Below are 14,202 nucleotides of genomic sequence, written 5' to 3'. Positions count from 1 at the left end.
GACGACTAGCTGAGAGAGCGTCAGGGAGAGTCAAGCTGGCATCAATCGCCCCCCCCGTGTTCGAAGTGAAAATCGGAGGGAATTCCTACAAGAATAGCGAGAGAGACCAGTTTACACTTCGATGACGGGGGGTGTGTCTGAGCGAGGTTTATACATCGACGACGGGGGGAGGGAGTGGGGGCCGAATTACTTCCTTAGTAAATCACTCGTAGTAGGGTTTTCGCTCAATCACATCTGCAAAGCCGACTGATTCGCTCACATCAGTGATCTCGACAGTTACTCGTTCGCCTTGTTCAGTGTCAGGGACGACGAGAACGTAGCCACGGTCAGTACGGGCAATGCCATCGCCCTGTTCTCCGATATCTTCGATATCAACGGTCCGCTGATCTCCTTTCTCAACCGGTGCGAGGCTCTCCCGATGCTGCACCCCTTCGTGGGTTGACGGAGTGTCATCGGCGGTGTCAGTCGCAAAGACAGCCACGCGGTGAACATCACCCACTTGTACATCGCCTGTTGTCACTTCCTCTTTGGGCACTTCGAGAACGTATGAGTCTCGCTTCTCATCCACCCGGGCACTCAAGAAGCAAAGTAGGTTATCTGGAATTTGCATTTGAAACGCTCGTCTGTGACATCTTATCGCTCTCTTATCTTAATCTGGTGATTAGCAGTACGGAGGATTCGTCTGTGGCATCTTTGTGAGCTCGGACTATAGGCACCTAGCCGAAGGCTGAGAAACCGCTACTCGCCGGCGAGTTTTTTGCCCCCGAAGGGTGCGGAGCATTCCAAAACTGGAGTGCTCGCGAGACAACTCATGGCGACGAGTGACTACGCAGTGGTGTCGTTCGACGACTCCGACATCCGACGCGACGAGATGCACAGTACTATTGAACAGTGGATCGACGACCTTGTCGACTCCGTCAACGACGCACAAACGAGCGCGGAATTTCAGGAGTGGCTTTACGTCCAACGTCAGTTCCACGATTACTCTTACCGGAACACGCTACTCGTCTAACAGCAGTGTCCTGAGGCCAGTCGCGTTGCCGGCTACCGAACATGGCAAGAGGAGTTCGACCGTCACGTCGAGGAAGGTGAACAGGCCATCTGGATCTGGGCACCAATCATCACCAAGCGGTGTCCCAAGTGTGAGAACTCGCCGAGCTATCACGCCAACACCGACTGCGAGTACGACGAGACGCCACCCGAAGAGTGGTCGAAAGGACTCGTCGGATTCCGACCAGCCCCCGTCTTCGACATTTCGCAGACCGATGGCGAACCACTTCCCAACCTCGAGACAGCCGCGACAGGTAACGCTGGCGACCTCGTGTCCCAGCTGACTCCAAATTTGGGACAGTAGCAAACCTTAGTATACATAACTGCCATCCAGTACCCTCGTCCAAGGAACTTATGCAGCAATGGTGTTTCTTTGGGCCATCTATGGTGTTCAGTAGTAGTGTTCATTAGTGTTGTTCAGTGGTTGTGTTCATCAATCACACCTATTCACTACATCCATTGTTGAAACTTGATACTGGAAGGAACGGTGTAATTGACCACCGCTACATGGTACAAGCGATGGTGTTCAGTCATGAATGTGTCTGACGTACATTCAAGGTGAAGCGGATGAATGGAGGACGTAATGTTAGCGTATTCAACGTATAGCGAAGCCGGCGGGGTCGGGAAAACGACAATCGCAGCAAACCTCGCAGTCGCGCACGCACGCGCGGGATTGAAACCACTCGTCGTCCCGCTCGATCCCCAGGATGGCGATCTTTCGCGTCTCTTCGGTGTCGATACGCACCGAACGGAGCCTGTAGATAATCTGGTCCGGCATATGATCCGCCGACCAAAGGGTGACTTCGACGACCTGATTCACAGAGTGGAAGGGTTAGATATCGTTCCAGAACACAATATGCTGTCTGATCTCGCCGAGTATCTCCAGCGCGAGAAAGACCAAGCAGAGGCGATGGGTGAAGCGTTTGGCATACACGCCCAACTGCTCCGTGTGCTCCGCGAAGCAGGTGTGCCAGACAAATACGACGTCCTCATTTGTGACCCACCTGCAACCGAGGGACCGCATCTCTACAATGCGATCCATGCAACGCGTTCGCTCGTCATTCCAATCGAACCCAGTGCAAAAGGACGAGCAGCGGTCCAAGGGCTTGAGTCGCTCGTCGCAGGCCTCCAAGATCAGCTCAACGTCGACGTTGGAGTGCTCGCCGCGATTCCGATTGGGTTCAAGGATACGCGCGACCAGCGGACGATTCTCGATGAGATCCAGTACTCGATCCCCGAGATCATCGGCGAACGAGCGTCGTTGATGGAAGGCTGCTGGATGCGGCAGTGCTCCGCATTCCGGTACATCCGTGAGTTCCGCGATCGACGGCGTGACTACGAACTTGAAACCCTCGCCCAATTCGACCGAATGGCCCGCTACCTGGAGCAGTCGGTTGGACTTGACGCGCCGAATCCTCCTGAACCAGGCGATCTCGATCACGGGGTGGTGTCCGCGTGACTGGAATGAAAGAAGGCGCCGGAGAGAACCCCTTCGCCGATGATGATCCAGCGGAGACAGAGCCGAATGAACATGCCACCTCAGACGACTCGCCATCAGCCTCGGAACCCGTGACGGAACCACCTAACCGACAACAATCAAGTCAGCAGCAGATGCAAATCCCCTACAAATTCCGCCGTGATGGCGTCCAAGATGGACGCGATCGTGTCCCGCTCTTTCTCCACGAGGAGACCAAGCGCGCCGAACGCGACGCGTTGCGAGAGCTCGAAACTCGATTCGATGACAGTGTGTCCTTAACGGATCTCCGCGAGGCACTCGTGAAAGCTGGACTCCAGCATTTAGACGAAGTGGAAGATCAACTCGAAGAGTGGGGGTACGGGATGACATGAATTAAGCGGAAGCCCACGACTTTAGTCGTGGGTCTAAGCGATAGGCGTAGCCGAACAGCCACCGACTATTGCCCGTCTGGGGTCTCCAAGTCCTCGGCAGCGTGGATAAGCATCCCGCGCCACGTGAGACCGCGTTTCTCTTTCACGTCAGAGAGCCACTCGTACTGTTCATCATCGACCTTGATGTGTAGAGTTCGTCCCATACCCACCTACAGAACTCATACATTTATGTATGTTCGGGTTATAGGTGGTAGTGATGAAGCGGACCAACACGTTCGTTGTACGCCCCCGCTCCGAGCAGGACCGGGAGTTGCTACACAAACTGTTGGATGCTTCTGCCAGCCTCTGGAACGAACTCACCTACGAACGCCGCCAACAGTACTTCGACGGCGAAAGCATCTGGGACACCACCGACTACCGAAAGCGGTACGTCGGCGTTCTCGGAAGCGCCACCGCTCAACAGCTCATCCGCAAGAGCAAGAGCGCGTGGAAATCGTTCTTCTCGCTCAAAGAGACGGGCGAACACTGTTCCCCGCCCGGTTACTGGGGCAACGAGGAGGACGGTCGAACACTCCGCACGTACATCCGCAACGACCAGTACACACTGGAGATGGGCGACCGCTCACGTCTCGAAATACCCGCCGGGAAGGAACTCAAAGCGAAGTATGGCTTCGGATACACCGAGCGCCTTCGTCTCGAAGTGGCGGGCGTTCCGAAGTGGGACGGCAAACAAGGTCGGTTAGAACTGCACTACGACGAGTCCTCAAACCAATTCAGGGCCTTTCAGCCAGTCACCGTGGACGATTCTCGACTGGATGCACCACTGGCTTCCGAAGAAGCCGCTCTGGACATTGGGGCGAACAACCTCGTCGCCTGTACGACCACGACCGGCCAGCAGTACCTGTACCACGGACGCGACCTGTTCGACCAGTTCCGCGAGACGACGCGGGAAATCGCTCGCTTGCAATCGAAGCTCCGGGAGGGCCGGTACACGTCGAAGCGTATTCGGCGGTTGTACCGTCGACGGACGCGACGGCGCGACCACGCACAGAACGCGCTGGCCCGCGACCTCCTCGAACGCCTGCACAGCGAAGGCGTTGCGACCGTGTACGTCGGGGACTTAACAGACATACTGGAAGCACACTGGTCGGTGCGGGCGAACGAGAAGACGCACACCTTCTGGGCGTTCCGCGCGTTCATCAGCCGGCTGGTGTGTACCGCCGAAGAGTACGGTATCTCGGTCGAAGTCCGGTCGGAAGCGTGGACTTCGAAGACGTGTCCGAATTGCGGTTCGACTACGGACACGATTCGGCACCAAAATACGCTCACGTGTTCATGCGGGTTCGAGGGGCATGCGGACCTCGTAGCCTCAGAATCGTTCCTGAGACGGCACACCGACGTACCACGGCCGATGGCACGGCCCGTGCGATTCGAGTGGGACGACCACGAGTGGTCGGGGACACCATACCCTCACGAAAGTCCCAAAGAAGCGCGCACACACCAGAGTACCCTACCCGCGTAGGGAAATGTCGCTCGCGTGGTGGTTCGGCATGAGCCGAGACCCCCAACGTGAGGAATCCCACGACTTTAGTCGTGGGAGGATGTCAACTTCGACACCTAGGGATACTCGACTTAGAACTCCTTGGCCCTGTTGAAATCCTCTTGCCCTTTGCGGTTTCGTGTTCCGAACTGATGCTCCCGCACCAGCCATAAACGAGCATCAGATTGACATCCTCCACACGAGTGAAGTCATGGGATTCCTCGCGCTCGGGATCGGTCACGCCGACCACCCCGACGGAGGCACCTTCCCGACCGCGGTGGTCGGTCCCGGTTTGTACGCGGAGCGTCGGGGCGGTGAGCGCATGGTGACGCCAGTCCAGTCAGACTGCCCCGCTAACATCCTACGGGCGGTGCCATCTGCCCGACTCGGTTGGGCAGGGTTGCTTGTCGGTGATGGGGACCCCAATCCAACCCCAATTTTCCCTGTCGAGTCAGATTCACAAACGATCCCAGACGGCCGAAATCTTGCGGTAGATGGGCCGTGTCTATCGCGTAGACCCACGACTTTAATCGTGGGCTTCCGCTTGATCCATGTCAGAACAGTTCGTTTCGCCTTTTTGAAACCACAAGTAATCCCTATTCGATATTTTTCACTAGACTGATAGTTCAGACTCCCACGGCCGACCGTCTCCGTCCGGTTGTATATTGCTGTAGACATTGGCCACTACATAATTATCTCTTCTTTGACACGACTAGGTAAAAGCGTTCCTTGCGCCCGAGAGGACAGTCTATCAAAAATAGGGTACTTAAAAAGGCCTTCGTCGCTGAAGAGGTACATTGAGTTGGCAACCGGGTGATGCTATAGCTAGACCCAGCATGCACGGGAGAAGAGCGTCTCGCCATTTCTTGCACCCATTCGATAAACACACAGCGAAAAATGTAAGCAAAGCTAGTGGTGTCGGATGCACTCATGGCTAGTGAGCAAGATGGATGGTCACCAACAAATAGCTGCCAAATCGGAGTGCAGATCAGACGCACACGAAGAGATGGTTTCGGAGAACATCTCCGATGAGCGAACACGAGCGATTGTTGCGGCCCTGAAGGCTAATGGTGGAGAGCTTCAGCTCTCTGAGCTCACTGATGAGGTTATCAAACGAGAGCGGACCAGCCATCAGTGGGCGCCAACTGACGTGGTTCCGGCGTGGGTGTATACGCTTGTAAGCGGAGGTGGCGTTGTGAGCATTCTTGGCTCGTATTTGAAGATCGGTGTCTTTGCGACTCTCTCAGTCAGTATGTGGACAGGCGTGACCTTTGGACTCTTGCTGACGCTCTCTGTCTCTGCAGCTATCGCTCAGAGACGAAACCAGACTGAGTTGTGATTCTGCGTGACACAGTAGACAGGTAGTCTGAGTTGTGACTATCATGGTCTTATCAATTACGGTAGCTATGAATATTTCCGAGAAGGTGGGATTAGTGTTCTCAATGTAGAGAGGGTGGGACACCACCGAGGTCCAAGCGGTCCAGACGATCGCGAGTGTGGGGGCCCGCTACTCCGAACTGGCGATTCGCTCTGCGCTCGCTCGGACGCTCTCGGGACCAAATACACGGTCCTCCCAGTTGGATCGGAATAGCTCTTCTTTACCCTCTGCGACGGCCTGAAGGGCCCCATCCGAGAACGGGAAGTCGGTGTAGCCGAAGACGATACCGAGTTCGATCCGCAGGTGGCCGAACAGGAATTCCCGAGCTGCGTCCTCTGGGACGCCCATCTCGACGACCCGCTCGTACCCGTCGCGGACGGTGTACAGACACGTCGCAAGGAGTGTCTCGACCAGGGCGGGTTCGAGGAGAGCCATCTGCTCTGTCGTCACTCGGTGGGCATTCCGGACGGGGCCGTACATGTCCCGAGCGACGGCCTCACCCCTCGCGTAATCGTCGTCCGGACCCTGGTGAAGCGCACAGACGATGTCCTGTACGTCGCGGCCCTGGCCGCCGAACCAGTCCGTGTCCTCATCATCCATGTCTGTCTCCGCGGTGAAGAACGAGGGGTGACACGGATGGGCGAGGAAGTATGAGATATCCTCGCGGTCGTGTAAGACGCCGGCGTGAGCGGCCGCAGGATCCAGCAGGACGACCATCGTCCCTTCGTCGACCGTCGGGACGACGTCGTCGGTGATTGGTTCGATCAGGTTGTCGGGGACGGCCATCACAACGACGTCGGCCCCCTTGAGGGCCTCGTCGGGCGGCGTGGCGGCGAGATCGCGTTCGGCGAGGCGCTCTCGTCCCTCCTCGCTTGGTTCGACGTAGCGCATCTCGTACCGGTCGGCGCCCTTGAGCCGGTCGGTGATCCGAGACCCCATCTTCCCCCCGGCACCCATGAGTGTGACTGCGACTGTCATTGTCTCTCGTTCGGCGGTTCTCTATCGGCTGGGATAGGGTTTTCGTTCAGGGGGGTGACGCGGTCGGACACGTGGAGGCGAACACTGCGGAGTCGTCCGTCAAGGCAGGATCCCACCATCCCGAACGACCCCGAAGAAGTCCGCCCCCTCGTGTGCCGTCTGGACCTGTCCGCCCTTGAGCGCGACCTGCAGGCCGTCGAACGCCGCCGTGCGGGACGCGGCCCGACACAGTGGACTTCCCGCCCCGACGGGCGCGAGGAACTCTAGGGCGAAGACGTCGAGGTGCGGGGCGACGTTCCCGCTCGTGTCACCCCCGGCGACGCACACGCGTTCGACCGGCGCCGTGTCGAGTATCCCGCGCGTGATACGTCCCTGTTCGTCCCCCAGTCGAGGGCCGACGCGGGTCTCGTCGAGACTCAGTTCGGTCGCTCGCTCGATCGTCCGCTCGACAGCATTGTCGTCGGGGCCGCGGACGGAGTACAGCAGCGGGCTCCCACCCTCCTCCAGCACGCGGAGCGCGGTGTCGATGGCCTCCTTCCGTGCCGCCTCCGCGGTGTCAGGGTCGACGAGGCGGGGCGCGTCGAGGCGTATCCCCTCGAATCCGTTGTCGAGCGCCCAGTCGATCTGGTCGCAGTTCACCGGCGAGGCGCTCCCCGACATCACCAGGATCTGCTCGACCGCCTCGACCGACCTGGGCTGCTCGGAGGCCGAGACGACGCCGGCTGACCGCCAGTATCGCGAAAGCGCGTAGTTGAGTCCGGACGACGACGCCGAGAAGAGCGGATCGTCCCCGCGATTCTCGCACCGCTCCCAGATCAAGCGGGCGACCTTCTGCTGGTGTTCGCGGTCGAGGCCGTCGAAGACCACGATCTCGTTGCTGGCGGCGACCGCATCGAGAGTTCGGTCGAGCGTGGTTCCGTCGTTCTCGTCGATGTGCCGGACGTCGAGGAGTCCGATCTCGCGGTCGGTCTGCTCGCCCAGGTGCAGCGTGAGGTCCGCCTCTGTCATCGGTGTCACGGGGTGTCGACTCATCGTCGGGTGGCGATCGAGTCGGTAGTTCGTCCCCTCGACGGTCGCGAACAGGTTACCGAACACGACGTACCGTCCGCGGGGCTCGAGCGACGGGGTGGCAACGACGACGGGGACGAACGGGGAGTCGAACGTCCGCTGTCCGACGTCGATGGCCCGGCCGATGCTCCCGACCTCGGGCGAGGAGTCGAACGTCGAACAGACCTTGTACTGGACGATCTCCGGTCCGAGCGCATCGAGCACCTCGAACGCGGAGGATAACGACGCTTCCATCTCCTCGGGGCTCATGCTCCGGCTGGTCCCCGCGATGCCAACCGCGCGCACGTTTCCGAACCGTTCTAGGTCGCGGGCGTCGGGAGTCTCCAGGAAGAGTATGGTCGGGACACCGTTGAGGCTCAGCGACTCGAGAACGTCGGTCGACCCGGTGAAGTCGTCGCCGTAGTACGCAAGCAAAAGCCCGTCCATCACCTACAACTCCCGACCGGCCCGAAGTACTTGATCGCTCGCCGCAGCTCCTCGTGGTCCTCGGCGTACGTCTCCAGAGGAATTCCCTCCATTGCGGCCTTCCACCCCTGTTTCAGGTGTGCGACGCCCGCCGCCGGGCCGTCGGGGTGGCCCATGATCCCACCCCCAGCGAGGTACATCAGATCGACGTTCCCAAGCGCCTCGTAGGTATCGGGCGCCTGTCCGGCCCACTGGCCGGAGGAGAAGACCGGCATCACCGTGTCGGCATCGTCGACGATCGGTCGCTGGCAGGCCCGCGCGGAGGCTACGACCGACGCATCAGACTCGCAGAACTTGTTCCGGATCCCATTGACATGCATGTGGTCCGCGCCGGCGAGCCGCCAGAATACCTGATAGGCCGCGTAATCGAACCCAAGCTGCGGACACCGCGACAGTGCACCCCAGCCGTTCCGGTGGGCGTGGATCGGCAGTTCGGCGTGCCGACGCAGTTCGAGGAACCCGCTCAGCCCGACGCTGTTGATGCTCACCATCACGCAGTTGCCGCCGGCCTCGACCACGGCGTCGTGCCGTTCTTTCATCTCCGCGACGTCGCCGGTGATGTTACAGGCGTACATTATGGTCTCGCCCGTCCGGTCCTCATGGCGGTGAACGATGTCCATGACCGCCTCGACGCGCTCCTCGAGTGGCGAATAGGGGGGGTCGGCGATCAGCTCGTCGTCTTTGATGAAGTCGAGCCCGGAGTCGACCATCGTCTCGGTGATCTCCGCGGTCTCGGTAGGCGATAGCCCGACGTTCGGCTTGATGATCGTCCCCACGATGGGTCGTCCCCAGACGTCGACCACCTCCCGCGTCCCCTCAATGCCGAACTGCGGACCAGGACAGGCGTCGGCGAACGCGGCGGGGATATCTAGTTCCCGCAGCCGCAAGCCAGAGAACGGGGTGAGTTCGAATAGGTTGCCGGCGACTGTCGTCAGCAGGTTCGGCAGCGACGGGCCAACGTTCTCAAGCGGGAAGGAGAGATCGACCTCCGCACGCGTATACTGCACCGGCTCCGTCGCCCCCTCGGGCGGGGCGGATCCTGGTAGGCTCGGTTCATCCACGGTCTCCAGTTCGGTGACCCGCTCGACGCGGGCCCCGTGTCGCTCGCGGAGTTCGTCGGTCTCGCCGGGGACGTCGACGAACGTCCCCGAGGACTGTTCGCCAGCCATCGACTCCGCGGCCTCGTCGATCGGGTGTGACGTTTCAATTAGGTATGTTGCGAGGATTCGGGACATGCTTCACTTACGTTAGGCGTCGAACGCACGACTCAACGGTGAGGCCTGCGACGGCGGGGCGGGGCGACGAGTCCGGCCGGTCGCCCCCGGTGCCCGTGTGGCCTGAATCGCGGCATCGATGCGGTACCGACGCGGTATCGGCGTGGCACTGACACGCCCGCGTCGAAACGGCGTCTGACCTAATCGGCATGTTCGACTTCCTAAGTCCGAACGACTCCGCGTGGGGTTATAGGCTCGTCGCCTCTCTACCCCGGGTAGCCCCACTTCTCTCGCCAGTTGTCGGCGCTGGTGGCATGTGGACCAGTTCGAAGAGGAAGGGCTTTGACATCCTCCACACGACTACAGTCGTGGGATTCCCCGAAGGGGAGTTCACGGTTGCACGTTTCCTCGGGGGCGAAGTACGCTTTCGCGTCCCCCCTCGACGGTCGCCGTCCAATTATTCCCAAGGACGTGCTTTACAGTGCGTGTAGCCCTGTCAAAGAGGCCTCCCCACCTGGACGCGCCGGGCGTTTCACCGGGACGGAATACCGGTCCGTCCCTCCGCGAGAGGGTATTCAGCCTCTTGGGTACCACCATCAGCGTCAGACGACCCGTAGGCCCGGACGTGGTGGAGTGGGATTCGACTTTCTTACCCGGTCGAGTGAGACGGTGAAGCCGTCGAGCGGTCGAAGACCGAGACTCGAAACCGGGGAACGTCGGTACTCGAATTACGGCAGCACGGCGCTTAAACTGTACGGATTCATCCCACGATTAAAATCGTGGGCTTTCTCCTGTACTTCTGTAATTGGTACGGAGAGCGGGTGTGAACTACCCCGACCTACTCCCTCGCGCCGAAGGCGCTCGGTCCTTGAGGTCGGGGCTTCCCGGTTCTGTGTCGGCACGTGCACCCGAAGGCACAGCGGTTCCAGACTTCGCAGGCGGTTCCCTCGCTGGGCGGGTCGGAGTGACCCACTCCTCCCGATTCGACACTCGGTCACACCACCCGATGCACGCGTCTTGTCGTCGTTCGAAAGGCGCGACGCGCCTTTCGTGATCACGACACGGCTTCGCCGTTTCGAACCACGTGTGAACACCAGTGGAACCGTGGTGAGCGTCTTCCTCCCCGCTTCGACCGCATGGGGAGTACAAATGCCGCAGACAGTGACAGAACACTATGCGGGCGCTGTATCCTCCTCTCTGCTCGCGGCTTCGCCGCTCGCTGAGGAAGGGGGCGTAGCGCCCTCGATTGGCGGCATTCACCCCCGAGGTCAAGCCTCGGGGCACTCTGCCTTGAGTTCGGTAGATAGTTGCTTCGTTGAGTTCGGCTTGGTGAAAGCAGTGCTCTATGGCACTCGCCACCTCGCGACTGCCATCTGTCGGGAAAGGAATATTATCTACATACCTACTTCTTAAGAGTGCTAGTCATAAATGTACTCAATACCCAGGGCAAGTATATGTACCCTACAAAAAGAACCGTAGATGACAAGGAGGATATTTTTCGTATTCTGTTACTTCTACCAAAGTAGAGTTGCAGCACTAGTACCGAGCATCGATGCATGAAGAACGATTTTGGGAGATAACCAATGTCAAAATCAACAGACGCCCTTTCGACGATCCAAGAAAGATGTCTCTACTGTGATCGTGAGACAAGTCATAAAATTTCAATTATTATCATAACTGAAAGTAAAAGTGAAGAAAATTCGGAATTTTCTCGAGAACCATATCGGGTGAGCAGGTGCATGCAGTGCGGGAGAGAGACGAAAGAACGGATGAACAATGCGTGAACGAGCTACTGGGGATTCATTCACCCTAACAGTGAGCTACCCCGCCCTGCTCGGCCTTGCGGCCTCGCTGAGGACGGGGCTTCCTGTTTCCACGACGTCCTGTGCAGACACCGAATCGATTCCCGTAGGGGGTGCAGTCTCCGCAGGCGTTGATTCGGGGTGAACCACCCCTACTTGGTCGAGTTCGCGAGATAGAATGTTGTACGCTGCGTTGAGATCCCGGTCAACTTCGAACCCGCACGACGGGCACGAGTGTTCCCGTACACAGAGTGGTTTCTCGGTTTCGACGCCACACGCCGAACACTCCTTTGTCGTTTCTCGTGGATCAACGGCGACAACATGCGTACCTTCGCGCTCGCACTTGTACTCCAACATCCGCAGGAACGTGCCCCACGCCGCTCCGGCGCGGTTCCAGCTGTTCGACAGGAGTTCCATCAGTCCTTTCGCGTCGAGGTTTCGACCGCCACGAGGTCGTATTCCCGAGCGTAGTAGTTCGAGAGTTTGTGTAGGAAGTCGCGGCGCTTTCGCTTCAAGTCGGTGTGGCGGCAAGCAACAATCCGCTGCTGCTTGCGGTAGTTCGCCGATCCGTGGTCCTTCCGTGAGAGCGTCTGTTGCTCTCGTTCCAACCGCTCGCGTTCATCCGTGAGGTCGGGGCGTTCGACGGCGGTTCCGTCGGTGTCGTGAGCGTACTTCAGGATACCCACGTCGATCCCGACGCACTTCTCGGGATTCTTGAGTTTCGTTGACACTTCGTTCTCGGTTTTGATCCCGAGGACAGCAAACTACTCGCCCGCGGGTTCTTGTTTCACGACGACCTCCTTAATGGCGGCATAGTTGAGGATTTCTTCCATGCGATCATAGTCGTCGATATTGTACGTATGAAAGACAAATCGGAGGCGATCAGCCGTTTGCATCGGCGGTACAACGCGGACGCCCCTTCCTCAACAGAGTGAGGAAGCAAACGGAGTAGGGAGGGAAAGAGCGCGTTCAGCACGCGTATCGTCTCTGTTATCGAAACACATGATACTGCATCGCGGCCAAACGTGTCCAGGCGGAGAGGCCGCCGTAGACCGTCCGCTCTGTGATCCGTTCGCGTTCAGGATAGATTGGTGCGAACGTGTCGCTAGCCGAGCCTAACGAAATCTGTTGCCAGCCGTCGGTGTCGGCGGTCCACTCGTATGTGCCGGCGTTCGTCACCGCAAACGCAAGGCTCGTTTCAGGAGAGAAAGGTTACCACAATTCACGTGGACGAGCGTCTCAATGTATGCTGTGTGGTGCTGAGACATCAAACAATAACATTCAGCGATCGTCTTAAAGGCAGGGTTGTGTAGTTAATTGCCCCTTCCGCCGCTTGCCGGTCCCAGTGATTATCAGAAATGCAATGAACTCTGGATCACGGTCCAACCATGTCGTCGTCAATTCACGCGGTGAATCGAATGCCAACTTATTCAATTCAATCTGACGGATGAACCCACTGTAGGTGGAGAATTTTGTAGGTAGGAATAGGAGCACGTATCATGTTGATTGGAACGGCAGACCAGTACTGGTCCGAACGTCGCAATCCGGGAGGTCGGTGGCACAATGTCAATCCACATTGACCTTGACCTCATTACACTCGTTGCGGCCATTGTTGGGCTGGGTTTTACAGCCCAGTTTCTCGCCGCAAAGTATCGGATTCCGAGTGTGCTGTTCCTCATTGTTGCGGGCATTGCCATCGGCCCCGATGGACTCGGTCTGATTACCTCTGACACGTTTGGGGAAACTCTCTCTACTATCGTCGGCATGAGCGTCGCCATCATCGTCTTTGAAGGATCGTTTCGCCTCGAATTCGACCTGGTTCGGCGCGCACCAAAGGCGGTCATTCAGTTGATCACGATCGGTGCAGCACTGGCATTCGTTGGAACAGCCCTGACTGTTCGTCTCCTGCTCGGCGCAGATTGGGATATTGCGTTTCTCATTGGTGCGCTCTTGGTCGCAACCGGTCCAACAGTCATCACGCCGATTCTCGCCGTAGTTCCCGTCCGCGAAAAAGTCGCAGTGACCCTTGAGACCGAGGGAATCGTCAATGACATCACCGCCACAATCCTCGCGATCGTTCTCTTCAAAGCAATGACCGCTCAGGAGCTCTCTCCGGAAGGATATGTCCTTCTTTTCTTCGAACGTCTCGTACTCGGTATCCTCATAGGGCTCACGATCGCGGGCGTTGCCTGGTATTTGCTTACCCACGTTAATTTTCCGTCTGACGCTGCACCACAGATAGCCCGGTTGCTCGCATTGGCCAGTGCCATCATCGCATTTGCAATCGCGGATTCGGTGTTCTCAGAAGCCGGTATCGCAGCAGCAGCCACTGCAGGATTCACCCTCGGAAACCTCGACATCCCTTATCGAAACACCATCAGCCGATTCAAGCGAGATGTAACCGTCCTCGTTCTCTCATTCGTCTTCATCACGCTCGCGGCGTTACTTGAGTTCTCCGAACTGCTCGCACTTGGTGTCGCTGGACTCGCAGTCGTCGCGGTATTAATGCTTCTACTCCGCCCGCTGCTTGTCTTCGTCTCAACGATCGATAGTGGGTTCACAGTTCGTGAACGACTGTTCATGAGTTTTGTTGGGCCGCGGGGAATCATTCCCGCGTCAGTTGCGACCCTGTTTGCAATCCGTCTCCAGACAGGAGCGCCCCCCACAGATCCAGCAGGTGCGGATCTCTTGCTCGGGACAGTCTTTCTCGTTATTCTCGCAACGATCGTCATTGAGGCGGGTTTCGCACGACAGATCGCTACAACACTCGGGGTAGTTCAGACAAAAGAACCTGATAGCTCTTGAGAACAATCGCAGGAACGCAGTTCCAATGAATAGCGTCTCTGCCGACGACGATCG

Annotated in this window: 12 protein-coding genes and 2 pseudogenes; 7 read left to right on the top strand and 7 right to left on the bottom strand. The window is 58.3% G+C overall.

Translation table 11 applies throughout. The features are described from left to right. Positions 1–202 precede the first annotated feature (202 nt). The gene (locus C3L37_RS15790) at positions 203–610 is read right to left on the bottom strand and encodes a TRAM domain-containing protein (RefSeq protein ID WP_129115549.1); all 408 of its coding nucleotides are present in this window, start codon (positions 608–610) and stop codon (positions 203–205) included. Between the two features lie 201 nt (positions 611–811). On the opposite strand from C3L37_RS15790, the pseudogene C3L37_RS15785 reads away from it, so the two are divergent. The 3 genes and pseudogenes from C3L37_RS15785 to C3L37_RS15775 all read left to right on the top strand — a co-directional run. Beyond that, positions 812–1,336: pseudogene (locus C3L37_RS15785) on the top strand (ArdC-like ssDNA-binding domain-containing protein); the annotation flags it as partial. A 297-nt stretch (positions 1,337–1,633) separates the two neighbouring features. Then, complete coding sequence (locus C3L37_RS15780) at positions 1,634–2,509, top strand: ParA family protein (RefSeq protein WP_129115548.1); 876 nt, start codon at positions 1,634–1,636, stop codon at positions 2,507–2,509. Beyond that, a complete protein-coding gene (locus C3L37_RS15775) occupies positions 2,506–2,898 on the top strand; it encodes a hypothetical protein (protein WP_129115547.1) in 393 nt (130 codons plus the stop codon). Before C3L37_RS15780 ends, C3L37_RS15775 begins: the two co-directional genes overlap by 4 nt. 65 nt (positions 2,899–2,963) lie before the next feature. Here C3L37_RS15775 and C3L37_RS24425 read toward each other — a convergent pair whose 3' ends face one another. Continuing rightward, positions 2,964–3,101 carry a hypothetical protein gene (locus C3L37_RS24425; RefSeq protein ID WP_164974771.1) on the bottom strand — a complete coding sequence of 46 codons (138 nt, stop codon included), beginning with the start codon at positions 3,099–3,101 and terminating at the stop codon, positions 2,964–2,966. 53 nt (positions 3,102–3,154) lie between these two features. On the opposite strand from C3L37_RS24425, the gene C3L37_RS15770 reads away from it, so the two are divergent. Both C3L37_RS15770 and C3L37_RS15765 read left to right on the top strand, forming a co-directional pair. Continuing rightward, entirely contained in the window at positions 3,155–4,420 is a 1,266-nt protein-coding gene (locus C3L37_RS15770) for an RNA-guided endonuclease InsQ/TnpB family protein (RefSeq protein ID WP_129115546.1), read from the top strand. Positions 4,421–5,375: 955 nt separating this feature from the next. Then, entirely contained in the window at positions 5,376–5,777 is a 402-nt protein-coding gene (locus tag C3L37_RS15765; RefSeq protein ID WP_164974770.1) for a hypothetical protein, read from the top strand. A gap of 168 nt (positions 5,778–5,945) precedes the next feature. Here C3L37_RS15765 and C3L37_RS15760 read toward each other — a convergent pair whose 3' ends face one another. The 3 genes from C3L37_RS15760 to C3L37_RS15750 form a co-directional block, all read right to left on the bottom strand. After that, the gene (locus C3L37_RS15760) at positions 5,946–6,794 is read right to left on the bottom strand and encodes a phosphogluconate dehydrogenase C-terminal domain-containing protein (protein WP_129115544.1); all 849 of its coding nucleotides are present in this window, start codon (positions 6,792–6,794) and stop codon (positions 5,946–5,948) included. 99 nt (positions 6,795–6,893) lie between these two features. Next, positions 6,894–8,288: a four-carbon acid sugar kinase family protein gene (locus C3L37_RS15755; RefSeq protein WP_129115543.1), complete on the bottom strand. Its 1,395-nt coding sequence runs from the start codon at positions 8,286–8,288 to the stop codon at positions 6,894–6,896. Continuing rightward, a complete protein-coding gene (locus C3L37_RS15750; RefSeq protein ID WP_129115542.1) occupies positions 8,288–9,562 on the bottom strand; it encodes a ribulose-bisphosphate carboxylase large subunit family protein in 1,275 nt (424 codons plus the stop codon). Before C3L37_RS15750 ends, C3L37_RS15755 begins: the two co-directional genes overlap by 1 nt. A 1,562-nt stretch (positions 9,563–11,124) precedes the next feature. Between C3L37_RS15750 and C3L37_RS26005 the strand changes: the two genes are divergently transcribed. Further along, complete coding sequence (locus tag C3L37_RS26005) at positions 11,125–11,325, top strand: DUF7835 family putative zinc beta-ribbon protein (RefSeq protein WP_129115541.1); 201 nt, start codon at positions 11,125–11,127, stop codon at positions 11,323–11,325. A gap of 36 nt (positions 11,326–11,361) precedes the next feature. Here C3L37_RS26005 and C3L37_RS15740 read toward each other — a convergent pair. Then, a pseudogene (locus C3L37_RS15740) lies at positions 11,362–12,155 on the bottom strand (RNA-guided endonuclease InsQ/TnpB family protein); the annotation flags it as partial. Positions 12,156–12,333: 178 nt separating this feature from the next. After that, positions 12,334–12,522, bottom strand: a complete 189-nt coding sequence (locus C3L37_RS15735; protein ID WP_129115540.1) for a hypothetical protein — start codon at positions 12,520–12,522, stop codon at positions 12,334–12,336. Positions 12,523–12,906: 384 nt separating this feature from the next. Here C3L37_RS15735 and C3L37_RS15730 point away from each other — a divergent pair, with 384 nt between their 5' ends. Continuing rightward, on the top strand, positions 12,907–14,148 hold the full coding sequence (locus C3L37_RS15730; protein WP_129115539.1) for a cation:proton antiporter: 1,242 nt from the start codon (positions 12,907–12,909) through the stop codon (positions 14,146–14,148). The last annotated feature ends 54 nt before the right edge of the window (positions 14,149–14,202 follow it).

It is taken from the genome of Halegenticoccus tardaugens, assembly GCF_004116405.1.
Taxonomy (GTDB): Archaea; Halobacteriota; Halobacteria; order Halobacteriales; family Haloferacaceae; genus Halegenticoccus; species Halegenticoccus tardaugens.
This window is presented reverse-complemented; position numbering and strand designations above follow the sequence as displayed.